The sequence below is a fragment of the Alloyangia pacifica genome (assembly GCF_900116195.1).
GTDB classification, from domain to species: Bacteria; Pseudomonadota; Alphaproteobacteria; order Rhodobacterales; family Rhodobacteraceae; genus Salipiger; species Salipiger pacificus.
In genome coordinates, this window is the sequence record NZ_FOZW01000008.1 from 205,924 (window position 1) to 230,413 (window position 24,490).

21 protein-coding genes are annotated in these 24,490 nt (G+C 68.8%); 9 read left to right on the forward strand and 12 right to left on the reverse strand.

Translation table 11 applies throughout. The features are described from left to right. The first annotated feature begins 8 nt into the window (after positions 1-8). Positions 9-803 carry a DUF2182 domain-containing protein gene (locus BM397_RS17740; RefSeq protein WP_092427351.1) on the forward strand — a complete coding sequence of 265 codons (795 nt, stop codon included), beginning with the start codon at positions 9-11 and terminating at the stop codon, positions 801-803. A 9-nt stretch (positions 804-812) separates the two neighbouring features. On the opposite strand, the gene rsgA is transcribed toward BM397_RS17740, so the two are convergent. Further along, the gene (gene rsgA / locus BM397_RS17745; protein ID WP_092427353.1) at positions 813-1,898 is read right to left on the reverse strand and encodes a ribosome small subunit-dependent GTPase A; all 1,086 of its coding nucleotides are present in this window, start codon (positions 1,896-1,898) and stop codon (positions 813-815) included. A gap of 354 nt (positions 1,899-2,252) precedes the next feature. Here rsgA and BM397_RS17750 point away from each other — a divergent pair, with 354 nt between their 5' ends. Then, positions 2,253-4,313, forward strand: coding sequence for an FG-GAP-like repeat-containing protein (locus BM397_RS17750; protein WP_176806743.1), 2,061 nt, complete (start codon positions 2,253-2,255; stop codon positions 4,311-4,313). Between the two features lie 155 nt (positions 4,314-4,468). After that, the gene (locus BM397_RS17755; RefSeq protein ID WP_176806745.1) at positions 4,469-5,284 is read left to right on the forward strand and encodes an AAC(3) family N-acetyltransferase; all 816 of its coding nucleotides are present in this window, start codon (positions 4,469-4,471) and stop codon (positions 5,282-5,284) included. A gap of 3 nt (positions 5,285-5,287) precedes the next feature. On the opposite strand, the gene BM397_RS17760 is transcribed toward BM397_RS17755, so the two are convergent. The 6 genes from BM397_RS17760 to BM397_RS17785 are packed head-to-tail and all read right to left on the reverse strand — an operon-like array spanning position 5,288 to position 11,167. Further along, the gene (locus tag BM397_RS17760) at positions 5,288-6,511 is read right to left on the reverse strand and encodes a four-carbon acid sugar kinase family protein (RefSeq protein ID WP_092427359.1); all 1,224 of its coding nucleotides are present in this window, start codon (positions 6,509-6,511) and stop codon (positions 5,288-5,290) included. Position 6,512: 1 nt separating this feature from the next. Next, complete coding sequence (locus BM397_RS17765) at positions 6,513-7,778, reverse strand: ribulose-bisphosphate carboxylase large subunit family protein (protein WP_092427361.1); 1,266 nt, start codon at positions 7,776-7,778, stop codon at positions 6,513-6,515. A gap of 8 nt (positions 7,779-7,786) precedes the next feature. Further along, positions 7,787-8,326, reverse strand: coding sequence for a VOC family protein (locus BM397_RS17770; RefSeq protein WP_092427363.1), 540 nt, complete (start codon positions 8,324-8,326; stop codon positions 7,787-7,789). A gap of 8 nt (positions 8,327-8,334) precedes the next feature. Next, positions 8,335-9,612 carry a TRAP transporter large permease gene (locus tag BM397_RS17775; protein WP_092427365.1) on the reverse strand — a complete coding sequence of 426 codons (1,278 nt, stop codon included), beginning with the start codon at positions 9,610-9,612 and terminating at the stop codon, positions 8,335-8,337. Further along, positions 9,609-10,154 (reverse strand): TRAP transporter small permease, encoded by a 546-nt coding sequence (locus BM397_RS17780; RefSeq protein WP_092427367.1) that lies wholly within the window; start codon positions 10,152-10,154, stop codon positions 9,609-9,611. The genes BM397_RS17775 and BM397_RS17780 overlap by 4 nt, the downstream gene beginning before the upstream one ends. Next, a complete protein-coding gene (locus BM397_RS17785) occupies positions 10,154-11,167 on the reverse strand; it encodes a TRAP transporter substrate-binding protein (RefSeq protein ID WP_092427369.1) in 1,014 nt (337 codons plus the stop codon). The genes BM397_RS17780 and BM397_RS17785 overlap by 1 nt, the downstream gene beginning before the upstream one ends. 152 nt (positions 11,168-11,319) lie before the next feature. On the opposite strand from BM397_RS17785, the gene BM397_RS17790 reads away from it, so the two are divergent. Then, a complete protein-coding gene (locus tag BM397_RS17790; protein ID WP_092427371.1) occupies positions 11,320-12,351 on the forward strand; it encodes a LacI family DNA-binding transcriptional regulator in 1,032 nt (343 codons plus the stop codon). 56 nt (positions 12,352-12,407) lie between these two features. Here BM397_RS17790 and BM397_RS17795 read toward each other — a convergent pair whose 3' ends face one another. The 4 genes from BM397_RS17795 to BM397_RS17810 all read right to left on the reverse strand — a co-directional run bounded on the left by BM397_RS17795 (position 12,408) and on the right by BM397_RS17810 (position 16,983). Then, the gene (locus BM397_RS17795) at positions 12,408-13,754 is read right to left on the reverse strand and encodes a PepSY-associated TM helix domain-containing protein (RefSeq protein ID WP_092427373.1); all 1,347 of its coding nucleotides are present in this window, start codon (positions 13,752-13,754) and stop codon (positions 12,408-12,410) included. An 85-nt stretch (positions 13,755-13,839) separates the two neighbouring features. After that, on the reverse strand, positions 13,840-14,271 hold the full coding sequence (locus BM397_RS17800) for a hypothetical protein (RefSeq protein WP_092427375.1): 432 nt from the start codon (positions 14,269-14,271) through the stop codon (positions 13,840-13,842). 67 nt (positions 14,272-14,338) lie between these two features. Continuing rightward, complete coding sequence (gene adhP / locus BM397_RS17805) at positions 14,339-15,367, reverse strand: alcohol dehydrogenase AdhP (protein WP_092427377.1); 1,029 nt, start codon at positions 15,365-15,367, stop codon at positions 14,339-14,341. A gap of 143 nt (positions 15,368-15,510) precedes the next feature. After that, a complete protein-coding gene (locus tag BM397_RS17810; RefSeq protein ID WP_218124894.1) occupies positions 15,511-16,983 on the reverse strand; it encodes an MDR family MFS transporter in 1,473 nt (490 codons plus the stop codon). A 292-nt stretch (positions 16,984-17,275) separates the two neighbouring features. On the opposite strand from BM397_RS17810, the gene BM397_RS17815 reads away from it, so the two are divergent. Further along, on the forward strand, positions 17,276-18,034 hold the full coding sequence (locus BM397_RS17815; RefSeq protein ID WP_245696140.1) for a FadR/GntR family transcriptional regulator: 759 nt from the start codon (positions 17,276-17,278) through the stop codon (positions 18,032-18,034). Positions 18,035-18,046: 12 nt separating this feature from the next. On the opposite strand, the gene BM397_RS17820 is transcribed toward BM397_RS17815, so the two are convergent. Continuing rightward, complete coding sequence (locus tag BM397_RS17820; RefSeq protein WP_092427381.1) at positions 18,047-18,730, reverse strand: DUF1028 domain-containing protein; 684 nt, start codon at positions 18,728-18,730, stop codon at positions 18,047-18,049. A gap of 103 nt (positions 18,731-18,833) precedes the next feature. Here BM397_RS17820 and BM397_RS17825 point away from each other — a divergent pair, with 103 nt between their 5' ends. From BM397_RS17825 to BM397_RS17840, 4 genes are all read left to right on the forward strand, one after another. Further along, positions 18,834-20,411 carry an ABC transporter substrate-binding protein gene (locus BM397_RS17825; RefSeq protein WP_092427383.1) on the forward strand — a complete coding sequence of 526 codons (1,578 nt, stop codon included), beginning with the start codon at positions 18,834-18,836 and terminating at the stop codon, positions 20,409-20,411. A gap of 133 nt (positions 20,412-20,544) precedes the next feature. Continuing rightward, entirely contained in the window at positions 20,545-21,492 is a 948-nt protein-coding gene (locus BM397_RS17830; RefSeq protein ID WP_092427385.1) for an ABC transporter permease, read from the forward strand. After that, positions 21,489-23,372 carry a dipeptide/oligopeptide/nickel ABC transporter permease/ATP-binding protein gene (locus BM397_RS17835; protein WP_092427387.1) on the forward strand — a complete coding sequence of 628 codons (1,884 nt, stop codon included), beginning with the start codon at positions 21,489-21,491 and terminating at the stop codon, positions 23,370-23,372. Before BM397_RS17830 ends, BM397_RS17835 begins: the two co-directional genes overlap by 4 nt. Next, positions 23,369-24,325 (forward strand): ABC transporter ATP-binding protein, encoded by a 957-nt coding sequence (locus tag BM397_RS17840; RefSeq protein ID WP_092427389.1) that lies wholly within the window; start codon positions 23,369-23,371, stop codon positions 24,323-24,325. The genes BM397_RS17835 and BM397_RS17840 overlap by 4 nt, the downstream gene beginning before the upstream one ends. The last annotated feature ends 165 nt before the right edge of the window (positions 24,326-24,490 follow it).

The following is a 24,490-nucleotide window of genomic DNA, read 5'->3' on the forward strand; positions in this document are numbered from 1 at the left end:
GCGGGCCGATGCGGAGCCTCTATCACCGCCGCGCCTTTTACGGCTTCGGCCTGTCGCTGGCGGCGCTGGCCTGGCTGCTGCTCTGGGTCTGGTCGCAGAGCCCCTACGGGCGTTACCTCGAGCACGGCGACTGGATGCAGATCGGCCTCGCGGGTGCGATCTGCGCGGCGCTGCCCTTTGGCGAGTCGCTTCTGCCCGCGGCGCTCTACGTGCTGGGCTGGGTTTTGATGCTCGGGGCGATGATGCTGCCGACGACCCTGCCGATCCTCGACGTCTACGCACGGCTGGTACGGCGCAGGCGCGACCGGCTGGCGCTGATCGGGCTGGTGATCTGCGGCTACCTCGGAGCCTGGATGGTCTTTGGCGCGGTGGCGCATCTGGCGGATCTGGGACTGGTTGCGCTGGTGCGCCGCAGCGACTGGCTGACCTTCAACGGTTGGGCGCTGGGGGCGGCGGTGATCGCCGGGGCGGGGGTGTTCCAGTTCTCCGATCTGAAGCGCCGCTGCCTCGAACGCTGCCGCATGCCGATGAGCTTCGTCATCGAGCACTGGCAGGGCCGTAGGGAGTATCGTAACGCGTTGCGCCTCGGCTGGCGGCATGGGCTGTTCTGCGTCGGCTGCTGCTGGGCGCTGATGTTGCTGATGTTCGTCGTCGGCACCGGCAACCTTGGCTGGATGCTGCTGCTCGGCGCGGTGATGGCGGTGGAGAAGAACTTTGCCTGGGGGCGGAGGATCAGCACGCCGCTCGGTATCGCGCTGCTCGGCTGGAGCGGTGCGGTGGTGCTGGCGAACACGGGGGTCTGAGGCCGTCCCTCAGCGCTTCTGGCGCGATTTCTGCTTCATCACGCCGCGCACCATCTTGCCGAAGGCGCGGTCCTTCTCGCGGCGCTCGGAGAGGCTGGCGGAGTTGAACGCGTCCTCTGCCTTCAGCTTGCGCCAGCGGGCGAGGCGCGGTGCGTCGATCTGGCCCGCGTCGAGCGCCGTGCGCACCGCGCAGCCCGGCTCGGTCTCATGCGCGCAGTCGCGGAACCGGCAGCCCGCCGCCAGCTCCTCGATATCCTCGAAAAGCTCGGCGATCCCGGCAGCGGCATCGGTCAGTTGCAGCTCGCGCATGCCCGGCGTGTCGAGCAGCAGGCAGCCCCCGGGGACCGGGTGCAGCTCGCGGTGGGTAGTGGTGTGGCGGCCCTTGGCGTCGTCCTCGCGGATGGCCTGCGTGGCGATCGCCAGCGAGCCCGCCAGCGCATTGGTCAGCGTCGACTTGCCCACCCCCGAGGAGCCGACGAAGGCGACGGTCCGTCCGGGGCGGCACCACTCCGCCAGCTCGCGCGCCGGGGCTTCTCCGCGGGCGTCGAGCGCCACGACGGGTACCCGGTCCGAGAGGCCGCGCGCCTCTTCCACGTAGGGCGCGGGATCCGGCACGAGGTCGGTCTTGGTCAGCAGGATGACCGGCTCGATGCCAGCATCGAAGGCGAGCGCCAGGTAGCGCTCAAGCCGGGCCGGATTGAAATCCTGGTTGCAGGAGGTGACGACGAAGAGCGTGTCGATATTGGCGGCGATCAGCTGCACCTGCCAGTCATGACCGGGCGCGCGGCGCTTGATCAGGCTCGCGCGGTCCAGCACGCGGCTGTTGCGGGGCAGGGCGCGGTCGAACAGCAGCCAGTCGCCGACCGTGGCTTCCGGCCCCGGGGGGATCAGCTCTTCGATGCCGTCTCCGGCCACCTGGAGCCCGCTGCGGTGCACCGAGAGCACCCGAACCGGCGGTGTTTCGGTCAGCGCCTCGGCGTCGATCTGCTGCGCGAAGAACGGCCGCCAGCCCAGCGACTCGAGCGCCGTCAGCGCGCGGTCCGAGGGCTGCGAGGCGGAAGCGCCGGGAAGGAAAGCCGAATAGTCACGGACCATGATGTGCTCTGTTCACGCAGGAGAAGACCCCGAAGACAATGACACATGCGGGCACCCGCAGGAACTGTTTCGGTGCGGCACCTCGTTGCGGCGCGGGATCTGTGTCGCGGCGGCTCCGGGCCGGTGCCGCCGCTGCCGCATTTCGCGATCTTCGGGCTGCGCGAAGAACCGCCGATAGGCAGCGGTGAGTTGACGCTTTGGTCGGGGAGGCGCACTCTGTAGGGACATTTTTTCGATGTTAATTCATTTCTGTGATTTCCTATACGAGAGGGCAATAAAATGCCTCACATATATTCCGCTTCATCGATATTCAATTTTCCGGATTTCGCTTTTAGCGCGGAAATTGCCCCCGGATTGACCGAAGCCGAGGATTTGTCGATCGCGACGGGATTCTCCGCGGTCACAAACCCTCATGCCTCTGCCGGGTCCTATCTTCAGGCGACGGCAGCCGCGTCGCGGGCGGGTGGGGTATTTTCCGGGCCAGCCGGACTTTATGATCTTAAACTGAGCTATTTCGATGAAACGGATGGGGTCTCCTATATCGAGATTCTGGTGAATGGCGCGGTGGTTGCAGCTTTCGATTGGGACAGCCCGAGCGGCACGGTCATCGTGACCGGGGCGGCGGCGGCCGACTATTCGGTCGCTGGGCTGGTGCTGGCACCCGGCGACGTGATCGAGCTGCGCGGTGCACAGGACGGCGGCGAGCCGCTGCGCACCGATGCGCTCGAAATCACCGCCTCGGCCACTCCGGCCATCGGCGAGAGCTTCGTGATCGAGGCCGAGGATCTCCAGATCCTCTCGGGCTTTTCCATCGGCAACAATGGCGCGGCCTCGGGCGGGCAGACGCTGCAGCACCTCGGCGGCGGCACCGCGCGGGCGAGCTATACCGTGCAGCAGGAGGGGGCCTTCGATCTGACGGTAGGTTACTTCGATGAGACCGACGGGGTGTCCTGGCTGCAAGTTCTGGTCAACGGCGAGATCGTGGCGGATTTCGACTGGGACGCGGCGAGCGGCGCGTCGATCGCCAGCACCGCCAGCCGGGCAACGCATCTGATCGAGGGGCTGGAACTGGAGGTTGGCGACGTCATCGAACTGGTGGGGCAGGGCGACGGCGGCGAGCCGTTGCGCGTCGACTACCTCGAGTTCACCTCGGCGGCACCCGTCTCCGGCACGCCGCCGGACCTTTGGTACTACCGCGACGGCGAGATTCATGTGGCGCTGAACGACGGTGCCAGCAATTTCACCGAGCTCGCCACCGGTATCGCCGCGCCGACGAGTTACTCTCAGGCGCGGCACTACGCGGTGGACGTGGATGGGGACGGCGACCTCGATTTCCTCGAGGTCGCTTTTCCGGACCCAGCGTCCCCGCTGCCCGATCCGACCCCCGACGAGCTGATCTTCAACCTGAGCACCAGGGTTTACGAGAACGACGGCGCGGGTGGCTTCAGCACTGCAAGCGCGGTCACCGAACCCTTCGTCATCCCGATCGACAGCGTCTATGGTGAGAACGCCGACGAGCTTCGGTATATTCTCAACTTCGGAGATGCCGGCGATCTCGATGGCGACGGTGACATCGATTTCACCGCGACCTCGGTTGCCGGGCAGGAGCTGATCCTGTTTCTCAACGACGGCGACGACAGCTTCACCAAGACCGTGGTGCCCTTTCCGCCGGAATTTACGTGGGGCGAGCTGACCGAGGGCGGGGCGGATGTCTATCTGTCGGACATCAACGCAGATGGCATCCTCGATCTGCTTTTCAGCATCGACTGGGAGTTCAGCAACACGCTGATCATGATCTCGGACGGGGCGGGGGGCTATGATGTGACCGGCCTCTACGGCGCCAGCGATGACGGCAACGGCCTGCAGATCCCGGCGGACCTGGACAACGACGGCGATCTCGACGTGCTCTTCGTGGCGGTCAGCGACGGTGGCGGCATCTACGCCTATCTCAGCGACGGCACCGGCGCGCGGCAGGATCCGGGCGGGTTCTACGCCTCGCTGGTGAACTCCGAGCTGAACGGCGTGGGGCTGCTGCAGGTCGGTGATTTCGACGGCACGCCGGGGGTGGAAATGGTCAGCGCCTCGATCGACGATCCGGGTGCGGGGCTGGACCCGGGCCTGCGGGTGATCGACTTCGTTCCGGTCGGGGATTCGGTCGACATGGTCGAGCTCTCGCTCGATCCCACGATCACCGGGCAGCTCACGGCGCAGGGAGATTTCGACGGTGACGGCGATCTCGACCTGATCCTGGCGACGCAGGACACCGCTCCGGAAAGCGGGATTTACCTTCTGCTCAATGACGGCACCGGTAATTTCACCCTTGCCGACGAGGTGGTGCCGACCTTCACCGGTCTCGGGCCCAGTTCCTTCCCCTTGGTGAGCGCCGGGGAATTCGGCGATCTGCCGATCGCCTGAGATGAGTTGCGGGGGCTCGGTTGCGGAACCGGGTACCACGCGGGGACGGGGGCACCGCACCCCCGGGAGCCGGCCGCGCCATGGCGCGGCCGGTATTCTTTTGCGCGCGGGCACAGGCGCTTGCGCGGAGGGCGTGGGGGTGCCACCGTCCCGGCATGACCCGCCCCGAGACCGACCGGAGCCATACCAGGGAGATGCTCCTGCACGACCTGCGCCAGATGGGCGTGCACCCCGGCGACGGGCTCTTCGTGCATGCCTCGATGCGCGCCATCGGCCCGGTCACGGGCGGGGCGGGCGCGGTGGTCGAGGCGTTGCTGGGGGCGGTCGGGCCGGAGGGGCTGGTGGCCATGCCGGGGTTTTCCTCGGAGGCCTACTTCCCCTCAGAACTGTCGCGCGAGGCTCTTTCGGCAGGGGCCGTGGCCGGGATCGAGTCGGCGGTGCCGGGGTTCGACCCGCAGCGCTCGCCGGCGGACGGCATGGGGGTGATCGCCGAGACGTTCCGACTCTGGCCCGGGACCCTGCGCAGCGATCACCCGGCGGTGTCGGTCTGCTTGAACGGGTGCGATGCCGCAGGCTACCGCGCCCCGCACGCGCTGGCCTGGGCCTGCGGGCCGGGCACGCCGTTGGATCACCTGCGGGCACGGCCGGGGATGAAGTTGCTGCTGATCGGGGTGGACTGGACCCGCTGCTCGGCGCTGCACACGGCCGAGACGCTAGCGGCGCACCGGCGCACGAAGTTGCGCCGTTTCAAGACCGGCCCGGGCGACGCGCCCTGGTGCGAGACGCCGGACGTGGCGGACGACATGGGGCGGCTGTTCCCGGGGGCTGGCGCGGCCCTCGAGGCAACGGGCGCAGTCCGGAAGGCGCTGCTGGGGCAGGCGCAGTGCCGGCTCTGCGGCTACGCCGAACTGATCGATTTCGCGGCCGGCTGGATCGATGCCGCCAACGCGGCGAGCGGGGCGCGGGACTGAGCCTCAGTCCTGCCGGGTGTCCGCGAAACGGTCGAAGAGATCCGTTGCCCCCATCTGCCCGCCCTTGAGCATCACCCGCATCCGGTCGCGGCGCGGATCGGCGTGGCTGGCGGCGCAGATGCAGACGCCGGGGCCGAGCGCGCGCTCGTAGGCCAGCGTGCCGAAGCCGAGGCGCACGCAGATGCGGCTCGAGGTGTCGCCGCCCGCGAGGCCGAGGTAGCCGACCTCGGTGCGCGCCAGCACAGCGGCGACGAAATCTGCGCAGCGGTCGGCCAGCGCGTCCGGGGACAGCCCGTAGTCGGCCTCAGGCAGCAGGTGCACCAGCGTCGGGGTGCCGCCGCGCAGCAGCTCGGCGGCGGGCTCGATGAGCGCGCCCTGCCGCAGCGCCTCGGGGGGGAGGGCGAGCGGAGCATAGGCACGTGCCGCCGCGACCTGTGCGGCGGTGGTGGACGACCGGCTGCCGGCGAAGAGCAGCAGATTGCGGGACGCCGGGGCGGGGCAGGGGGGCTCGGGCCGCGCGTCTTCCGCGCCCGCGCCGAGGATTTCGGCCACCGAACTGGCGCCGATGAGCAGCTGCCGCCCGCCGGCAAGGCGCAGAGCCTCGGCGATGCGGGCCAGGTCCTCGGGGCGGGTGGCGTCGATCAGCGCGGGCCCGGCGCGCAGGGTCTGCGCCACCGCCTCGGGGTCACCCAGATCGGGGAGCGCGACGAGCGACAGGCCATTCAGCCCCTGCGCCGCGAGGTGCAGACGCAGGTCGGCCTCCTGCATGGGGGTGACCGGATGGCGGCTCATCACCGGGTGGCGGTCGATGCGATGGGTCGTGCCGTCGGGGCCGCGGGCGAAAAGCGTGCCAAAGGCGCAATGGCGCCCGAGGCTGGGCTGACCGCCGATCACCGCCACCACGTCGGGCGCAAAGCGGGCGATCAGCTCCTGCGCCGCCGCGCCTATGGAGCCGACGTGCGGCGCGGAATCGAAGGTCGAGCAGACCTTGAGGTGCAGCACCTGCGGATCCTCTGCGGCAATGCGCGGCCAGAGCGCGGCGATCTCGGTCCGCGCCCGCGCGGGCGGCAGCGAGCGCAGGTCGGTGGGCAGGCCGAGCACGTCGAGCCCGCGGCTCTCGGCATCGCCGACCACCATGCGTGCGCGCAGCCCGGCGCGCGCATAGGTGGCAAGACTGTCCGAAGCGCCGGTGAAATCATCACCGACGAAGACGATCCGCGCGCCCATCTCAGCGCTTTCCGAAGAAGTCGAGCGCGGCGGCCAGCGCCGGGCGGGTCGATGCGCCCTCGGCCAGCGTGCCCCCCTCTTGCAGCACCGCGTAGGCCTCGCGCAGCGAGGCGATGCCCGCCGCCGGTCCCTGCGGGTGGGCGAGGATGCCGCCGCCGCACATGAACATCAGGTCGGGTGATTGCGCCGCCTCCAGCGTCTGCGGCAGGGTGCCGGCCCATTGGCCCGAGGAGAAGGCGGGCATGACCCGATCATCCGGGCCGCCCTCGCAGAGCGGCGCGAGGCAGGCGCGGGCGGCCTCGGTGACCTCCTCGGCGGTGTCGACGAACTTGCCGCCGATGCCATGCACGTGCATGTGGTCGATCCCGGCGAGCCGGTAGAGCGCGTGGTAGGCCTGAAAGCCCATGCCGAGCAGCGGGTGGCGGCTCATGGCGCCAAAGCCGTTGCGGTGCGCGTGGATGGCGAGCGGCGTGTGGGCGCGCAGGCTCTCCATGCCCGACAGGCCGCACCAGTTGAGGCTGGCCATGACGCAGGAGCCGCCCTCTGCGGCCACCAGATCGGCATGGCGGCGCATGGCGTCGGTCTCGTCGGTGATGTTGAAGGCCATCATCACCTTGCGCCCGGTCTTGTCCTGCCACTTGCGGATCACCGCCATGACGGCGGGCACGCGCAACTCCAGCGGCGCGATGTCGGGATCGGCGCAGATCTCGTCATCCTTGATGAAATCCACCCCGGCGGCGCAGAGCTGGTCCACCAGCGCGGCGATCTGCTCGGGGCGCATGCCGACGTTGGGCTTGATGATCGTGCCGAAGATCGGCGTGCCCTGGACGCCGAGGCTCTTGCGGGTGCCCGCGATGCCCCGCGTCGGCATGTGGTAGCGGGCGCGGTAGGCGGCGGGGATCTCCAGCGACAGCAGCTTGAGCCCGGTGATCTCGCCGATGTCGTAGAGGTTGCCCGAGACCGTCGCCGCCAGCGTCGGCAGGTTCCGCCCGATGTTGGCCACGGGGTAGGCGATGCGCACCCGTGCCCTGCGGTAGGGGCCGGAGGGCTGCTTGCGGGCGACATAGGCCGAATGCAGCGTGGGGCTGTCCACGCTGTCCAGCTCCTCGATAGAGAGCACCTCGGCGGCGGCGCGGGCGCGCAGCTCGTCGGTTTCCCCGGCGACGCGCACGAAGGTGCCCGAGCTTTGCTCGCCCGCCATCATCGCCGCCACCTCGGCCAGCGGGTAGGGGGTTTCCAGCAGATAGTCGGCGATGATCCGGTCCATGCGTTGCCTCAGAGCTTGCTGAGATCCGGGAAGGGGCGCACCGGGTCCGAGCCGTCCCAGCCCTCGGAGGCCTCGCGGATCATGTCGAACATTGTGCCCTTCGGCCCGAGAACCTCGGACAGCTCGATGCAGGTGCCCGGGTGATGCTCCTCGGCGAAATAGGCGAAGCGGCCGTTCTGGCCGACGCAGCCCGACATCTTCAAGGTGAAGCCGCGGTCGAGCATCATCTGGAGGTCGGCGTCGTACTGCTTGGTCCAGAAGGCCACGTGCTGCAGGCCGCGCAGGCCCTTCTGCATGTAGTCGCGGTACATCGAGGGCACGTCGTTGCGGGTCTGGATCAGCTCGACCTGCATCTCGCCCGAGTTGGCCAGCGCCACGGAGTTGTGCGGCTGGTAGCTCTGGCCGTCGTAGAGATACTCCTCGATCGGCACCTGCGGATTGTAGAACCACGGGCCGACGCCCATGGTCTCGGACCAGTATTTCATGCCCGCCTCGATGTCGTCGACGACGTAGCCGAGCTGGCGGATGGGGCCAAGAAGGGTGCTCATGGGGAACCTCAGTTCATCAGGAATTCGGGGAGCCACGTGGAGAGCGCCGGCACGGCGGAGACCACGAGCAGTGACAGGAGCAGAGGGATGAAGAAGGGCATCACCCCGGCGATCACCTGGGTGATCGGCATGCGCGAGATGATCGAGATCATGTAGAGGCTCATGCCCACGGGCGGGGTCAGCAGGCCGATCATCAGGTTCAGCACGAAGACGATCCCGAGTTGCAGCGGATCGACCCCGGCGGCGGTGAGCGCGGGCGCCACGATCGGCGCGATGATCAGGATCGCCGCGATGCTTTCGAGCGCCATGCCGACGACCAGCAGCAGGATGTTCACCAGCAGCAGCAGCACCAGCGGGTTGTCCGAGACGCCGAGCAGCAGCGCCGAGACCTTCATCGGCACCTGATCGAGCGTCAGCACCCAGGCGAAGAGCGCGGCGGTGGCAACGACGAAAAGGATGTTGGCGCTGGCCTCGACGGTCTCGCGCAGGGCGCCCACCACGGCGCGGCCCGTGAGGCTGCGGTAGATGGCAAAGCCGATGAAGAGCGCGTAGGCGACGGTGACGCCGGCGACCTCTGTGGGGCCGAAGTAGCCGCTCATCAGCCCGCCGATGAGTAGCACCGGGGCCATCAGCGCGGGGAAGGAGATCACCGCCTTGTTCATCACCTCGCGCGGCTTGGCGCTCACCTCGTCGCGGGGCAGGCCCTTGACGCGGGCGATGATCGCCACCTGCGCCATGAGGAGCGCAGTCAGCAGCAGCGCCGGGATGATCCCCGCCAGCAGCAGTTTCACCGCCGAGACGTTGGCGACAGAGGCGTAGATGATGATCGGGATCGAGGGCGGAAAGATCGGGCCGATGGTGGCGGCGGCGACGGTGAGACCGGCGGCGAATTCCTTGCGGTAGCCCTGCGCGGTCATCTGGTTGATCTGGATCGCGCCGAGCGCGCCGATGTCGGCCAGCGCCGCGCCCGAGACCCCCGAGAAGATCAGCGAGACGAAGACGCTCACCTGCGCCACGGCGCCGCGGATGCGGCCGAAGAGCATGCGCACGAGGTCGAAGAGATGGGTCGTCACGCCCGTGGCGTTGAGCAGCGCGGCGGCGAAGATGAAGAGCGGCACGGCCAGCAGCGGCGAGCTGTCGAGCGCGTTCAGGCTGCGCTGCGCCAGCACCGAGACCGGGAGGCCCTCCATCACGATGACCACGGCGGCGGACAGGCCCAGGCACACGGCGATCGGCGCGCCGAGTGCAAGCAGCACGGCGAAAAGGCTCAGGAGGATCAGGCTCATGTGGGTTGTCCGGTCTCGTCGCGGTAGTCGTGGAAGGCGGCGCTGGGGTCGCGGCGGCGCAGGGCGCCACAGACGCGGTGCAGCGCGACGGCGCAGAGGAAGAGGCTGCCGGTCAGCGCGAGGCTGTAGTAGACCCAGTTCGGCACACGCAGCGCCGGGGTCAGGAACTTGCCGGCGCGGGGCAGGAACTCGGCGAAGCTCCACAGCATCAGCGCGGCGAAGGCGAGGGTCGCCAGGTCGGCGAGCAGGATCATGAATTGGCGTGGCTTTGGCTTGGCCATGTCGGGCAGCATGGTCACCGCGACCATCACCTGCCGTCCGGCCAGCGCCGGGATCGTGACGAAGACCATGCCGATGCAGGCAAAGCGTGCCAGCTCGTCGGCCCAGGGCAGCCCGAGGTCCATGAAGTTGCGGGCCGCCACCTGCAGCACAACCAGCACCGCCATCAGCGCCAGCAGCGCCATGCCGAGCCAGACGCCCGCATCGGTGAGCCGCGCGAGGATCGCGCGGCCCGGGGTTTTGGTCGGGGACGTGCCCGGCATCAGGCGACCGCCGCGATCTTGGCGTAGAGATCGCCATATTCGCCGCCGAAGCGCTCGTCGACCAGCTTGGAGACCGACGCACGGAAGGCCTCAAGGTCGAGCCCGTCTTCCTCGCCGATCACCGTCATGCCGAGGTCGCGCAGCTGCTGCGTCTCGGCTTCCTCATTGTCGAGGATCGCCTTGGTGGCCTTCTCGCGGGTCTGCAGTGCGGCCTCGCGCACGGCGTCCTGCTCGGCGCCGGACATGCCCTGCCAGGTGTCCTCGTTCATCACGACGACCTCGGCGTTCGACATGTGCCCGGTCAGCATGAGATGGGACTGCACCTCGTAGAGCTTGACGTTGAGCACCACGTTGACCGGGTTCTCCTGCCCTTGCACCACGCCGGTGGCCAGCGCGGTCGGCACCTCGGACCAGTCGACCGGCACGGCGACGGCGCCCATGCCCTCGACGGCGGTGGTGTAGATCGGGAAGGGCACGGCGCGGATCTTCACGCCGGCGAGGTCCTCGGGGGACATCACGGCCTTGTTGCAGGTCAGGTTCCGGCGGCCGAAGTAATGCGCGTAGATCACGCGGACGTTGGCGGCGGCGATGAGACCCTCGTTCAGCTCCTGCATCACCGGGCCGTCGACGTCGGTCACCTTCATCAGATGGTCCACATCGCGGTAGAGGTAGGGCGTGTCGAGCGCGGCGAAGGGCTGGTAGAGCGAGCCGAGCGCACCGGCGGTATTGTGCGAGAAGGCGATGGTGCCGAGCGAGACCGCCTCGGCCAGCTCCTGCAGCTTGCCCAGCTGGCTGTTCGGGAAGACCTGCACCGCGATGTCGCCGCCCGAGGTCTGACCAAGCGCCTCGGCGAACCAGTCGGCCTGCGCGCCGGCGACCGAGGCGACCTCGTTGTTGTGGCCGTAGCGCAGGTTTGTGGCGGCGAGGGCCGGGCGCGCGATGAAGGGCGCGGCCAGCGCACCGGCGCCGGTGAGCAGCAGGGTGCGGCGAGAAAGTCCCTTGGGGGTCTGCATCTGATCTCCTCCCTAGAAATTTGATGCGTTCTGAGGTGTTTTGCGCGGTGATCGTCGCGCAATCTCCGATATTGCACGGGTCTTGACGAAAGCTACTGTTTCGAAGCAGCATTCGTCAAAGCAAATAAGATGATGGGTTTTGAGGTGTCCTGATGGGAACGGACGGAGATCAGCCGGTGGCGGACCGCCCGCAGCAGTCCGACGTGGCGGCGCGGGCCGGGGTGTCTCTGGCGACGGTCGACCGGGTGCTGAACCGCCGCAAGGGGGTCAAGGAACGCACCCGTCAGCGCGTGCTGGAAGCGGCGCGCGAGCTGGGGTTCCTGAGCGAGACCGAGGAGGCGCAGCTTGGCATGGCGCGGCCGCTGAACATCGTGGTGCTGCTACCGGCGGGCTCGAACCCCTACCTGCGGCTGCTCGGTGACCGGCTGCGCGCTCGGCTCGACAGCGCCGGGCCGTCGGGGCCGGTGCTGCGCTGCTTCTTCATCGAGAGCTTCAGCGCGCAGGCGCTGGCCGAGGCGCTGCGGCGCAACGCCGGCTGGGCCGATGGCATCGCCTTCTTCGCCATCGAGCACCCGGTGGTGCGCGAGGCGGCGGCGGAGGTGGCGGCCTCCGGCACAAGGCTGGTGTCGATCGTCTCGGACCTTGGCTCGGTGCCGGGGATCGGGCACGTCGGTCTCGACAATCGCGCCGTCGGGCGTACCGCCGGGCTGCTGATCGGGAGACTCTCGGGCGGCAGGGAAGGGGCGGTAGCGCTGGTCGCGGGCTCGCGCCATTACCGGGCGCATTCCGAGCGCGAGGCGGGGTTCCTCAGCATCCAGGAGGAGCTCTTCCCGCAGCTGCGCATCCACGGCATGCGCGAGGGCCACGACGATGCCGCCGAGAACTATCGCCACACGCTGGCGCTGCTCGAACAGGTGCCGGACCTCGTCGGCATCTACAACGTCGGCGGCTCCTCGGGCGGGATCACCCGGGCTTTGCGCGAGCAGGGCCGACAGGAGGTGATCTTCATCGGCCACGGGCTGACGCCCGATACGCGGCGGGCGGTACTCGAGGGCACGATGGACGCGATCTTCGACCAGGACCCGGACATGCTGATCGACCGGGCCATCGACAGCCTCTCCGGCCCGCCCGCGGTGGTGCGCCCGCTGAAGCTCGACATCTACTTCAGCGAGAACCTGCCGTGACGCACGCGGCGTGAATGAGAAGGAAGCGCCCGGCGGTGTGGGCGCTTCCGGAACGCTCAAGCCAGGCGCTGCCGGCGGGCGCGCAGGTGCAGCGCCAGTTCCACCGTGGCCAGGCCCAGCATCGACAGGCCGACAAGCGGGAAGAAGGCGCCGGATGCCAGCGCGATGACCAGCAGCCCGCGCGGGATGCGTGCATCAGTAGGCATCTGCGGCACGCCGAGTGACCCGGCGGGACGGCGCTTCCACCACATCACCGCGCCGGAGACGCAGAGCCCGACCATCGCGAGGCAGGCGAGCAGCAGCACGAGCTGGTTGATCCGCCCCCATTCCTGCCCCATGTGCACCGAGATCCCCCATTCGGCCCAGCGGCCCAGCGTGCCGAGGTCGGCGAGCCCCGCGTCGTAGAGCACCGCGCCGCTGTACTGGTCGAGGTGGATCACACGCTCATGGGTGATGTCGTCAGGATAGACCGAGGCGGTGAAGACGCCTTCGGGTCCAGCCGGCATCGACACGGAGTAGCCCGGCACGAGGCCGCGTGCCTCGACGGTCCGCACCACCTCGTCGAGCGTCTGCGGTACGCCCGACGCGGCCTGCGAGCGCGGCACCGGCTGCTTCTCGATGATCCAGGGCGCGCGGTCCACCGTCTCCGACAGCGGCACGGTCGAGACGGGCAGGTCGGACCAGTAGCCCTCGGGCATGCCGAGGCCGAGGGCGTTGGCGGTGTCGTAGAACTTGCTGCCCCAAAGGCCGGACCAGGGCAGGCCGGTCATCGCCAGGAAGACGATGAAACCGCCGGTGTAGAGGCCGGTCACCGCGTGCAGGTCGCGCCACCAGGGACGTCCGCGCCGGGCCTTGATGCGGGTGGTGCCGAGCCCCTTGCCGCGCGGCCACCACAGATAGATGCCGGTGCCGACCAGCAGCACCATCCAGCCCGCCGCCGCCTCGATCAGCCGGTTGCCGAGCCAGCCGACGTATTCCAGCGAGTGCAGCTTGCGCACCACATACATCGCCGGGCTGCCCGAGGCCCCGGCGTCCCAGAGGCTGCCGAGCACCTCGCCGCTGTAGGGGTTGACGTAGATGCTGTTCTTCAGCCCGTCCGCGCCGAGGATGTCGACCTCGGCGCTGCGGTCGGCGGCGGCGGGCGGGGTATAGGCCCTGAGCGTGCCGGGGTGCGCGGCGAGCGCGCTGCTGGCGATCTGCGAGGGGGCAAGCATCGCCCCTGCCGGTTCGACAAGGCGCAGCCGGCTGTAGGCGGCGTCGTTGATCTCGTCCTTGAAGAGGTAGATGCCGCCGGTCACGGCGAGGATCAGCACGAAGGGCAGGACGAGCAGCCCTGCGATGAAGTGCCAGCGCCAGACGGCGCGGTAGAGCGCGGCGGAGGCCGCGCGGGGTGAATCTTTCATTTGGTCAATCCGAAAGGCCCGCCGGGGCGGGGGTCCGAGAGGGGCAGGCGCAGCGCGTGAAGCCTGCGGCCTGAGACTTGGGGGCTCAGGCCAGCGCGGGCGGGGCTCTCGGGGAATGGTCCGCGTCGCGGGACTGTGCGGCGCGGTGGCGGTCGGCACTCTGGCGCCAGCCGTCGTGGGGGATCAGCAGGGTGCTGTGCCCGTCGTGGGCCAGCCTGGGCGCGCCGGGCAGGCCGTGACAGAAGGGGCAGGGGTGATCATGCGCCGCGTGCTCACCATGGCTGTCGTGATCGGCCGGCGCTGCGAGATCGCTGTGTTCTCCGTGGCCGCGGTGCCCGCTGGCATCGCGCTGCGGCGCGCAGAGATCGCCCGGCGCGAGGCCGAAGGCGCGCTCGGTGGCCAGGCGCGCCGCGACCGCCCGGTCCGGAGCCATGAGCCCGGCCGAGGTCACGCCGGTCACGGCCAGAAAAACGGCCAGGACGCAGGCGAAGGCGGGAAGGGCGCGCCGGATCGACATGCCGGGGTCATGCCATGGCGGGCTGCGCTGGTGAAGCGCGAAAGTGTCGCGGGGCCTCCGGCCGCGCTCAGATCTCCAGCACGATGCGGCCGTCGATTTTGCCGGCGCGCATGGTGTCGAAGATGGCGTTGATGTTCTCCAGCCTGTCCCAGCTGAAATGCGAGGCGACCTTGCCCGCCCCCGCGAAGGCCAGTGCCTCGCGCAGGTCGTTCCGGGTGCCGACGATTGAGCCGCGCACGGTGATCCGCTGCAGCACAATGTCGAAGATCGGCAGCGGGAAGTCCCCCGGCGGCAGGCCGACCAGCGCCATGAAGCCGCCGCGTCGCAACATGCCCACCGCCTGCGCGAAGGCGGCGTTCGACACTGCGGTGACCAGCACGCCATGCGCGCCGCCGACCAGCTTGTGGACCTCCTGCGCGACGTCCACCTCGGCGGCATTGAGTGCAATCTCGGCCCCCATCTGGCGGGCGAGCGCCAGCTTGTCCTCGGCGATGTCCACGGCGATCACCCGCAGCCCCATGGCCACGGCATATTGCACCGCCATGTGGCCAAGCCCACCGATGCCCGAGATCGCCACCCAGTCGCCGGGCTTCGCCTCGGTCTCCTTCAGCCCCTTGTAGACCGTCACCCCCGCGCAGAGCACAGGCGCTGCGGGGCCCCAGTCGAGCCCGTCCGGCAGTATCCCGACGAAATCGGCATCGGCGAGCACGAACTCGGCATAGCCGCCGTCCACCGTGTAGCCGGTCATCTGCTGGTCCGGGCAGAGCGTCTCCCACCCGCCGACGCAATGCTCGCAGCGGCCGCAGGCGGTGTGCAGCCAGGGCGCGCCGATGCGGTCGCCTTCCTTGAGATGGCTGACGCCCGCGCCTATGGCGGCGACCTCGCCGACGCCTTCGTGACCTGGGATGAAGGGCGCGGTGGGTTTCACCGGCCAGTCGCCCTCGGCGGCATGCAGATCGGTGTGGCACACGCCCGAGGCGCGCACCCGCATCAGCACCTGCCCGGGGCCGACCTGCGGCACGGGCACCTCGCGGATTTCCAGCGGCTGGCCGAGCGCCGGAACGACGGCGGCCTTCATCGTCTTTGGAAGGGACATGGGGCAATCTCGATCTTTAAAAATGAAGGGGTCTCTCTGCACGGCAGGAGAACGCCCTTGGGTTGCAAAATCAAGATCGTGGTTGCGGGAAAGGGGTCAGCGGCGGCGGGGTGCCGCCGCTGTTTGAGGGTGCAGTACCTGGCTCAGTGCCCGGGCATCGTCGGCGTGACCGCCGGCGGGCGGCGGACGAAGAAGCTCGCCCCGATCATCAGCAGCGAAATCAGCGCGCCGGTCAGGAAGCCCGCGCGCACCCCGGCGGCGGTGGCGTCCACCAGCTCGGCGCCCGAGGCCATCTCGGTGCCTATGCGGATCGACATGATCGACACGAAAAGCGCGATGCCCGCCGCGCCCGCCACCTGCTGCACCGTGCCGATCACCGCCGAGCCATAGGAATAGAGCTCCTTGGGCAGAGAGCCGAGCGAGGAGGTGAAAAGCGGAGTGAAGAGCAACGCCAGCCCGATGCTCAGCAGCATGTGGCAGCCCAGCACCATCCAGATGGCGCTGGAGGCCCCGAGCAGCGCCATGGACCCCAGCCCGAGAAACACCAGCACCGCGCCGGGGATCACCAGCCGCCGCGCGCCGATCCGGTCGAAGGTGCGCCCGACCCAGGGCGCCATGAGCCCCATGGCCAGCCCGCCCGGCAGCAGCAGCAGCCCGGCCTCGAGCGGCTCCATGCCCAGCACGTTCTGCATGTAGATCGGCAAGAGGATGATCATCCCGAAGAGCGACATCATGCAGAAGGCCATCATCACCACGGCGACGCTGAATACCCGCACCCGGAAGGTGCGCAGGTCGAGCAGGGCGCGGCCCTGCGGTGCCAGCCGGACCTGCCGCGCGACGAAAAGCGCCAGCGCCACGAAGCCCACCGCCAGCGGCAGCCAGACCGGGATGGCGCCGCCGCTGCCATGGCCTTCGCCCAGCGTCGAGAGCCCGTAGACCAGCCCGCCGAAGGCCAGCACTGACAGCGGCACCGACAGGAGATCGAGCGGCGTCTTGCGCGGCTCGGTGACGTTCTGCAGCCGCGCGTAGCCGAGCGCCAGCGCGCCCAGACCGATCGGCAGCACCAGCCAGAACATCCAGCGCCAGTCGAGCAGGTTGAGGATGATCCCCGAGATCGTCGGCCCGATGGCCGGGGCCACCGAGATGACGATCGAGATATTGCCCATAGTCTTGCCGCGGCTCTCGGGGGGCACCAGCGTCATCACCGTGGTCATCAGCAGCGGCATCATGATTGCCGTGCCGCAGGCCTGCACCACCCGGCCGAAGATCAGCATCCCGAGCCCCGGCGACAGCGCGCAGATCAGCGTGCCGAGGCTGAAGAGCCCCATCGCCATGGTGAAGACCGTGCGGGTGTGGAGCCTCTGCAGCAGGAAACCGGTGATCGGGATCACCACCGCCATGGTCAGCAGGAAGGCCGTGGTCAGCCATTGCGCGGCATTGGCGGTGACGTTCAGGTCCTTCATCAGCCGGGGCAGCGCGACCCCCATGATCGTCTCGTTGAGGATCACGGTGAAGGCCGAGACCAGCAGCAGCAGGATGACAAGGCGGTTGCGCGCGGCGTGATCGGGGTCGGAAATAGGGTCCGGGCCACCGGCGGAAACGGGGGTGCTCTGCATGGTCATGATCTCTGAGGGCTGTCGGCCGAAGCGGAGGCCGGAAACCGGCTCCGCGCCGTGGGGAACCCGCGCTTGGTAGGCCCGGGCGTGACGCAGCGCAAGGCGCAAACGCCGCCGGTCTCGCGAATGCGCAGCGGACTGCCTGCGGCGCTGCGGGGCGCGTGCCGTGTTGTGGCTGGTGTGTTGTGGCTGGCGGATTTCTCATGATAAATGGCGAAAACGCCGCGCGGGGTCTTTCCGGCGGCACGGGTGGAGCGGCGATCGCGAAGGGCGAAGCCATGGGCAGCGCAGGATGAGCAACGCAGAACAGGCGGAGACGGTCCGGCGCTCGCGCCCGGTGCGTGTGGCCGAGGCGATCAAGGACTGGGTGGTCGAAAAGGGCCTGATGCCCGGCGACCGGCTGCCCGGCGAGGCCGAGCTGATCGCGCATTTCGGCATGTCCAAGGGCACCATCCGCGAGGCCATGCGGCTGCTGCAGGCGCAGGGGCTGGTGGTGACCAAGACCGGCCCCGGCGGCGGCAGCTTCGTCGGCGAGGTCAGCACGGATCGCGCGCGGGCGCTGCTGGCCAACTACTTCTACTTCCGCAATGTCTCGATCGACGACATCTACCAGCTGCGCGTCGCGCTGGAGCCGGAGGTCGCGGCCTCTCTGGCGGGCCGGCTGGACGCCGGGCAGATCGCGCAGCTTGAGGCGATCATGGCGGACTATGCCCAGCCCGCCGCCAATGCCGAGGAGGAGCGGGCGCAGCACGTCGCCTCGCTGCGGTTCCACGCCTGCCTTGCGGAGTTTTCCGAGAACGCCATGCTGAGCTTCTTCATCGGCTTCATGGCGCGGATCCTCACCGACCTGACGGTCTACAAGCGGCTCTATGCCCAGCCCAACGAGGCGCTCTGGAAGCAGGGCCGCGCGCATCAGCTGCACCTCATCGCGGCGCTGAAGGCCGGGGATTCCGAGGGCGCACGCGAGGTGATGCGCGACCACATGCAGATGGCGCGGCGGATGATGGAGGATCAGGAAGCCGTGGTGATGAAACGCTTCATCGCCGAGTAGACGGGCAGGGGCCTACTGGCTGACGATCCTTGGAAAGGGGTCGGCGAGGTAGGGCTCGTCCAGCGTCGGTACCGTCCTCGCCCAATCGGCATAGGCCCCGCCGGTGGCATGGCCGTGCAGCGCGCGCAGATCGCGCAGCGGCGTTTCCGAATGGTCGATGCGCAGGGTCAGCGGCGCGGCTTGGCGGCTGACCACCAAAAGCGCGGCCGAGAGCAGGCCGCGGCTGTCGCCGCCGCAGGCTGCGGCGCGATCGAGAGCGTCCATCAGGCGCTGGTCGAACGGCGCGGTGGAGGCGAGGAAGCCGTCTAGGCAGGCATCGAGCACGGCTTCGGACGACAGCAGGTTGCCCGAGACGATCACCTTGTCCGCCTGCCGGGCCCCGGCGGTGGGAATGCTCTCGGCCCCGGTGTGGGTCGCTGTGCGCCCCTGCGGATCCAGCGCCGAGAGCTGCCGCTGCGCCTTGCCCGTGTCCGGGGCGACCACCTGCGCGACGGCCTCTTCCGCGGGAACGCCCTGCCGCATCAGCTCCAGCACCCCGGTCCCCCACATCGTCGAGGGCAGCGAGCCCTGCGAGGCGCTCAGCCCCGCCTCGGCATCGCCGCGCAGCACCCAGCCGCCGACGCAGAGGCTGCCGGTCGTCGCCGCGCCGCCGTAGCTGCCCGATTTTTCGTCGTAGGCGAGGATGGAAATGGTCATTCAGGGTCCCTGTCTGCTGCAGGGTTGAATTTATCATGAAAATTTGGCCTCATGCAATTTATCATGATAAATAATTGATCCTGACCAGCTGGGAGGTCACGAAATGTCCATCACGTCCTTTACCCGCCGGGGCCTGCTGGCCGCGGGCACGGCTCTCACCCTGACATTCGGCGCGCTGACCGGCGTGCAGGCGCAGACCCCGCCGGGGGTTCTCATCGTCGGGCAGATCGCCGAGCCGAAGTCGCTCGATCCCGCCGCGGTGACCGCGGTGAACGACTTCCGCATCCTGATGAACGTCTATGACGGCCTCGTGCGCTACAAGGACGGCACGCTGGAGGTCGAACCGGCCTTGGCGACCGATTGGACGATTTCCGACGATGGCACCGAGTATACCTTCACGCTGCGCGAGGGCGTCAGTTTTCACGACGGTGCGCCGTTCAACGCCGAGGCGGTGAAGTTCAACTTCGATCGGATGCTGGACGAGAGCCACCCTTTCCACGACACCGGCCCCTTCCCGCTGGCCTTCTTCTTCTCGTCGGTCGAGAGCGTCGAGGCGGTGGACGAGCTGACGGTGAAATTCACCCTCTCGGAACCCTACGCGCCCTTCCTGTCGAACCTCGCCTATCCCACCGGCCTGCTGGTCTCGCCCGCTGCGGTCGAACAGTATGGCGCGGACTTTGGCCGCAATCCTTCGGGCACCGGACCGTTCAAATTCGCCGAATGGCGCTCGAACGAGGCGGTGGTGATCGAGGCCAACCCCGACCACTGGGACGGTGCGCCCGCGCTGCAGGCTGTGGTCTTCCGCCCGATCACCGACGCCAACACCCGCACCGCCGAAATGCTGGCCGGCGGCATCGACCTGATGGTCGAGGTGCCCCCCGTGGCGCTGAGCGAGTTCCAGGGCGATGCCTACACGCTGCACGAACAGGCCGGACCGCACGTCTGGTTCCTGATCCTCAACGCCAAGGAGGGGCCCTTCGCCGACAAGCGCGTGCGGCAGGCGGCGAACTACGCGATCAACAAGGAAGCTCTGGTGAACGACGTGCTGGAGGGCACCGCGGAGGTCGCCGCCGGGCCGACCCCGCCGGCCTTTGCCTGGGCCTACAACCCCGATCTCGAGCCCTATCCCTACGATCCCGAGAAGGCCAAGGCGTTGCTCACAGAGGCCGGGGCCGAGGGGGCGGAGCTGACATTCTATGTCACCGAAGGCGGCTCGGGGATGCTCGATCCCATCGCCATGGGCACCGCGATTCAGGCCGACCTCAATGCCGTGGGCTTCGACACCAAGATCGAGACCTACGAGTGGAACACCTTCCTCGGCGAGGTGAACCCCGGGCTCGAGGGCAAGGCGGACATGGCGGAGATGGCCTGGATGACCAACGATCCCGACACGCTGCCCTTCCTCGCGCTGCGCACGGACGCATGGCCCGACAAGGGCGGGTTCAACTCGGGCTATTATTCCAACCCCGAGGTCGACGAGCTGCTGGAGGCGGCCCGCGTCGCCACCGATCAGGATGAGCGCGCCGTGCTCTACAAGCAGATGCAGACCATCGTGCAGGAGGACGCGCCCTGGGTCTTCGTGGCGAACTGGAAGCAGAACGCGGTGACCTCGGAGCGGGTCGAGAATTTCACGCTGCAGCCATCCTTCTTCCTGCTGCTGGATGACGTGGTGAAGAACTGATCCACCGGCGATAGCGGGGGCGCTGCCCCCGTCGCGGCCCCTGGGGGGCTGCGACTCCCCCGGAGTATTTTGTGAAAGATGAAGGGCGCTGTGCGGCGAAGGGCACGGGGCGTCTGCCGCAGATGGAGCTGCCATGACGGGTTACATCCTCAAGCGACTGCTCTCGGCCATCCCGGTGCTGCTGGGGATCACCGTGATCGTCTTCGCGATCATGGCGCTGATCCCCGGCGACCCGGCGACGGCGATCCTCGGATCCTATGCGACACCGGAGAACGTCGAGAAGCTGAACCGCGATCTGGGGCTCGATAAGCCGCTGGTGCAGCAGTATTTCATCTGGCTGGGCAATATGCTGGGCGGGGACTTCGGCACCTCCTTCTCGCTCAACCGACCGGTGCTCGACGAGGTGGTCGAGCGTTTCGGGGCGACGCTGGTGCTGGCGGGCACGGCCTTTGTGCTCTGCTCCATCTTCGGCATCGTGGCGGGGGTGGTCTCGGCGGCGAACCAGTACGGTTGGGGCGACAAGGGCATCACCTTCGCGGTGCTCTTGGGGATATCCATCCCGTCGTTCTTTCTCGGCATGATGATGATCCTGATCTTCGCGGTGAAGCTGAAGTGGTTCCCGGTCTCGGGCATGTGGCCGATCTACGGCGATCGCGACCTCTGGGCGCTGCTCCGGCATCTGACGCTGCCGGCCATCGCGCTGGCGGTGGTGGCGACCGGGGTCATCGCGCGGCTGTCGCGCTCGGCCATGCTCGAGGTGCTGCGGCAGGATTTCATCCGCACCGCGCGGGCCAAGGGGGTGCACGAGAGCGGGGTGATCTGGCGGCACGCGCTGAAGGCGGCCATGGTCTCGATCATCCCGGTGCTGGGCATCCAGGCGGGCTTCGTGCTGTCGGGCGCGGTCTATATCGAGATCGTCTTCCAGTGGCCGGGGGTGGGGCGGATGCTGGTCGACGCGATCCTCAAGCGCGACATCCTGCTGGTGCAGGGCGGGGTGGTGCTGGTCGCTGCCTGCTACGTGCTGTTCAATATCGCGGTGGATGTGGCGCAGAGCCTGCTCGACCCGAGGATCAAGACATGAGCGGGTTTCTCAAACTCCTCGCCCGCAACCGGCTGGCGCTGGCCGGGGGCATCGTCATGGCACTGGTGGTGCTGCTGGCGCTGGTCACGCCGCTGCTGCCGCTGGCCGATCCCGATGTCACCAACACCGGCGCGCGGTTTCAGCCGCCGTTCTCCGAGGGCGCCCTGCTGGGCACCGATCATCTGGGCCGGGACCTGCTGTCGCGGCTGCTCTGGGGCACGCGGCTGTCGCTGGCGGTGGGCTTTGCCGCGGCCATCGCGGCGGCCACCATCGGCGCGGCGGTGGGCATCGTCTCGGGCTTCTACGGGGGCCGCACCGACAACCTGATCATGCGCGGCGTCGATATGCTCATGGCCTTTCCCTATATCCTGCTGGCGCTGGCCATCGTCGCGGCGCTGGGGCCGGGGCTGCTGAACGCGCTGATCGCCGTGGCGGCGGTCAACGTGCCGTTCTTCGCCCGCAACATCCGCGGCATCACCGTCGGCCTCGCACACCGCGAGTTCGTCGATGCCGCACGGCTCTCGGGCCTGTCGAACGCGCGCATCATCCTGTCGGAGATCCTGCCCAACGTGATCCCGGTGATCGTCATCGCCATGTCCACCACCATAGGCTGGATGATCCTCGAGACCGCGGGGCTCAGCTTCCTTGGCCTCGGCTCGCAGCCGCCGCAGGCGGATCTGGGCTCGATGCTGGGCGAGGCGCGCTCGGCGCTGATCACCAATCCGCACACCTCGGTGGTGCCGGGGCTGATGATCCTGATCATCGTCATGTCGATCAACCTGCTCGGCGACGGCGTGCGCGATGCGCTCGATCCGCGGCTGAAGTCCGGCGCGCTGTCGCGGCCGATGGCGGCGACGCGGGTGGACCGGCGCGGGCCTGTGCCCGAGAGCGCGGGGCAGGGGCTGCTGGAGGTACAGGAGTTGCAGACCCAGTTCCACGTCAAGGACCGCGTGTATCGCGCGGTGGGCGGCGTGTCGCTGCATGTGGAGCCCGGCGAATGCCTTGGCCTCATTGGCGAGAGCGGCTCGGGCAAGTCGGTCACCGCGCTCAGCGTCATGGGGCTGGTCGCCTCGCCGCCCGGGGTGATCACCGGCGGCGCGGTGCGCTACGAGGGCGAGGATCTGATCGGCGCGCCCTACGGCCGTCTGCGCGACATGCGCGGGCGCAATGTGGCCTATATCTTCCAGGACCCGCTGGCGACGCTGCACCCGCTCTACCGGGTCGGCGACCAGCTCATCGAGGCGATCCGCGCGCACCGGCCCATCGGCCGCAGGGAGGGGCAGGCGCGGGCGCTGGAGCTGCTGAAGTCAGTGCGCATTCCCAACCCGGAAAAGCGGCTGACCGACTACCCGCACGAGCTGTCCGGCGGCATGCGCCAGCGCATCGGCATCGCCATGGCGCTGGCCAACGAACCCGACGTGATCATCGCCGACGAACCGACCACCGCGCTCGACGTGACGGTGCAGGCGCAGATCCTCGCGCTGCTCGACGACCTGCGGCGCGAACGCGGGCTGGCCATCGTCTTCATCACCCATGATTTCGGGGTGGTGGCGCAGCTCTGCGACCGGGTGGCGGTGATGTATGCCGGGCGCATCGTCGAGGAAGGGCCGACGCAGGCGATCCTCGAGCGGCCGCTGCATCCTTACACGGCGCGCTTGATGGCCTGCGTGCCCGAGCTTGGCACCGGCAAGCGCAGGCTCGAGGCGATCCCCGGGCTGCCGCCGGTGGTGGACCGCCTGCCCAAGGGCTGCGCCTTTGCCGAGCGCTGCACCCGGGCGCAGCCCGACTGCCGGAAGGGCGAGATCGACCTCTACCGCGCCGGGCCGCGCGCGGTGCGCTGTATCCACCCCGAAGCGCCGCTGCAGGAGGCCGCCGAATGAGCATCGCGCTGAAACTGACGGATCTGTCGAAGTCCTTCGCAGTGGGGCGGCGCCTTTTCGGTGGTCCGGTGGGCCATGTCCACGCGGTGCATCCGATCACGCTTGAGGTACCCCAGGGCGAGACGCTGGGCATTGTCGGCGAGAGCGGCTGCGGCAAGTCCACGCTGGCGCGGCTGCTGGTGGGGCTGATCGCGCCGACGACCGGCAGCATCGAGATCGATGGCGCGGCGCTGGACAACGCGAACCCGGCCATTTTCGGCAAACGCATCCAGTACGTCTTCCAGGACCCGATCTCCTCGCTCAACCCGCGCAAGACGATCCGGCAGATCATGGAGTCGCCGCTGAAGCGCCTGCACGGCATGGGCAAGGCCGAGCGCGACCGGCGGATTTCCGAGATCTTCGCGAGCGTGAACCTGCGCGAGGAGTTCCTCGAACGCTACCCGCACGAATTCTCCGGCGGGCAGGCGCAGCGCATCGGCATCGCGCGGGCGCTGGCGGCGCAGGCCAGCATCCTGATCCTCGACGAGCCGGTCTCGGCGCTGGATGTGTCGGTGCAGGCGCAGGTGCTGAACCTGCTGGCCGACCTCAAGGCGGAGTTCGGGCTGACCTATCTCTTCATCTCGCACGACTTGGCGGTGGTCGAGGCGGTGAGCGACCGGATCGCGGTGCTCTACTTCGGCTCGGTGGTCGAACTGGGCCCGGCCGAGGAGGTGTTCCGCGCGCCGCGCCATCCCTACACGAAGCTGCTCGCAGACAGCGCGCCGGTGGTGGGGCGTCCGCTCAAGGCGCCCGAGCAAAAGGGCACCGAGCTGCCCGACCCGCTGAACCCACCGCCCGGCTGCGCCTTTGCCGCGCGCTGCCCGCGTGCGAGTGATCGCTGCCGCGCCGAGGTCCCGCGGCTCGAAGCGGCAGGCGGGACTACGCAGGTGGCCTGTTTCCACCCGCTGACGTGACGGTGGCGGTCAGGTGAAACTTCGGTGGCTCCGCCAAGTTTTGCGGTCGGCACGAGTAGGTGCCTGCGCGTGGTGCAGGTCGTGGGAGCGCATCGCTTAGAGCATTGCCCCTTGCCGGCCACCGCCGGGGCGAGATTGGCTTCGCTGAGCCGGGCGGCCAAGGTC

Coding starts and splice junctions, on each gene's coding strand:
- BM397_RS17810 (WP_218124894.1), bottom strand. CDS start 16,983: ATGCAGAGCACCCCCGTTTCCGCCGGTGGCCCGGACCCTATTTCCGAC.
- BM397_RS17755 (WP_176806745.1), top strand. CDS start 4,469: ATGACCCGCCCCGAGACCGACCGGAGCCATACCAGGGAGATGCTCCTG.
- BM397_RS17835 (WP_092427387.1), top strand. CDS start 21,489: ATGAGCGGGTTTCTCAAACTCCTCGCCCGCAACCGGCTGGCGCTGGCC.
- BM397_RS17825 (WP_092427383.1), top strand. CDS start 18,834: ATGTCCATCACGTCCTTTACCCGCCGGGGCCTGCTGGCCGCGGGCACG.
- BM397_RS17780 (WP_092427367.1), bottom strand. CDS start 10,154: ATGCCGGGCACGTCCCCGACCAAAACCCCGGGCCGCGCGATCCTCGCG.
- BM397_RS17760 (WP_092427359.1), bottom strand. CDS start 6,511: ATGGGCGCGCGGATCGTCTTCGTCGGTGATGATTTCACCGGCGCTTCG.
- BM397_RS17790 (WP_092427371.1), top strand. CDS start 11,320: ATGGGAACGGACGGAGATCAGCCGGTGGCGGACCGCCCGCAGCAGTCC.
- BM397_RS17815 (WP_245696140.1), top strand. CDS start 17,276: ATGAGCAACGCAGAACAGGCGGAGACGGTCCGGCGCTCGCGCCCGGTG.
- BM397_RS17775 (WP_092427365.1), bottom strand. CDS start 9,612: ATGAGCCTGATCCTCCTGAGCCTTTTCGCCGTGCTGCTTGCACTCGGC.
- rsgA (WP_092427353.1), bottom strand. CDS start 1,898: ATGGTCCGTGACTATTCGGCTTTCCTTCCCGGCGCTTCCGCCTCGCAG.
- BM397_RS17740 (WP_092427351.1), top strand. CDS start 9: ATGCGGAGCCTCTATCACCGCCGCGCCTTTTACGGCTTCGGCCTGTCG.
- BM397_RS17765 (WP_092427361.1), bottom strand. CDS start 7,778: ATGGACCGGATCATCGCCGACTATCTGCTGGAAACCCCCTACCCGCTG.
- BM397_RS17800 (WP_092427375.1), bottom strand. CDS start 14,271: ATGTCGATCCGGCGCGCCCTTCCCGCCTTCGCCTGCGTCCTGGCCGTT.
- adhP (WP_092427377.1), bottom strand. CDS start 15,367: ATGTCCCTTCCAAAGACGATGAAGGCCGCCGTCGTTCCGGCGCTCGGC.
- BM397_RS17840 (WP_092427389.1), top strand. CDS start 23,369: ATGAGCATCGCGCTGAAACTGACGGATCTGTCGAAGTCCTTCGCAGTG.
- BM397_RS17830 (WP_092427385.1), top strand. CDS start 20,545: ATGACGGGTTACATCCTCAAGCGACTGCTCTCGGCCATCCCGGTGCTG.
- BM397_RS17795 (WP_092427373.1), bottom strand. CDS start 13,754: ATGAAAGATTCACCCCGCGCGGCCTCCGCCGCGCTCTACCGCGCCGTC.
- BM397_RS17820 (WP_092427381.1), bottom strand. CDS start 18,730: ATGACCATTTCCATCCTCGCCTACGACGAAAAATCGGGCAGCTACGGC.
- BM397_RS17785 (WP_092427369.1), bottom strand. CDS start 11,167: ATGCAGACCCCCAAGGGACTTTCTCGCCGCACCCTGCTGCTCACCGGC.
- BM397_RS17770 (WP_092427363.1), bottom strand. CDS start 8,326: ATGAGCACCCTTCTTGGCCCCATCCGCCAGCTCGGCTACGTCGTCGAC.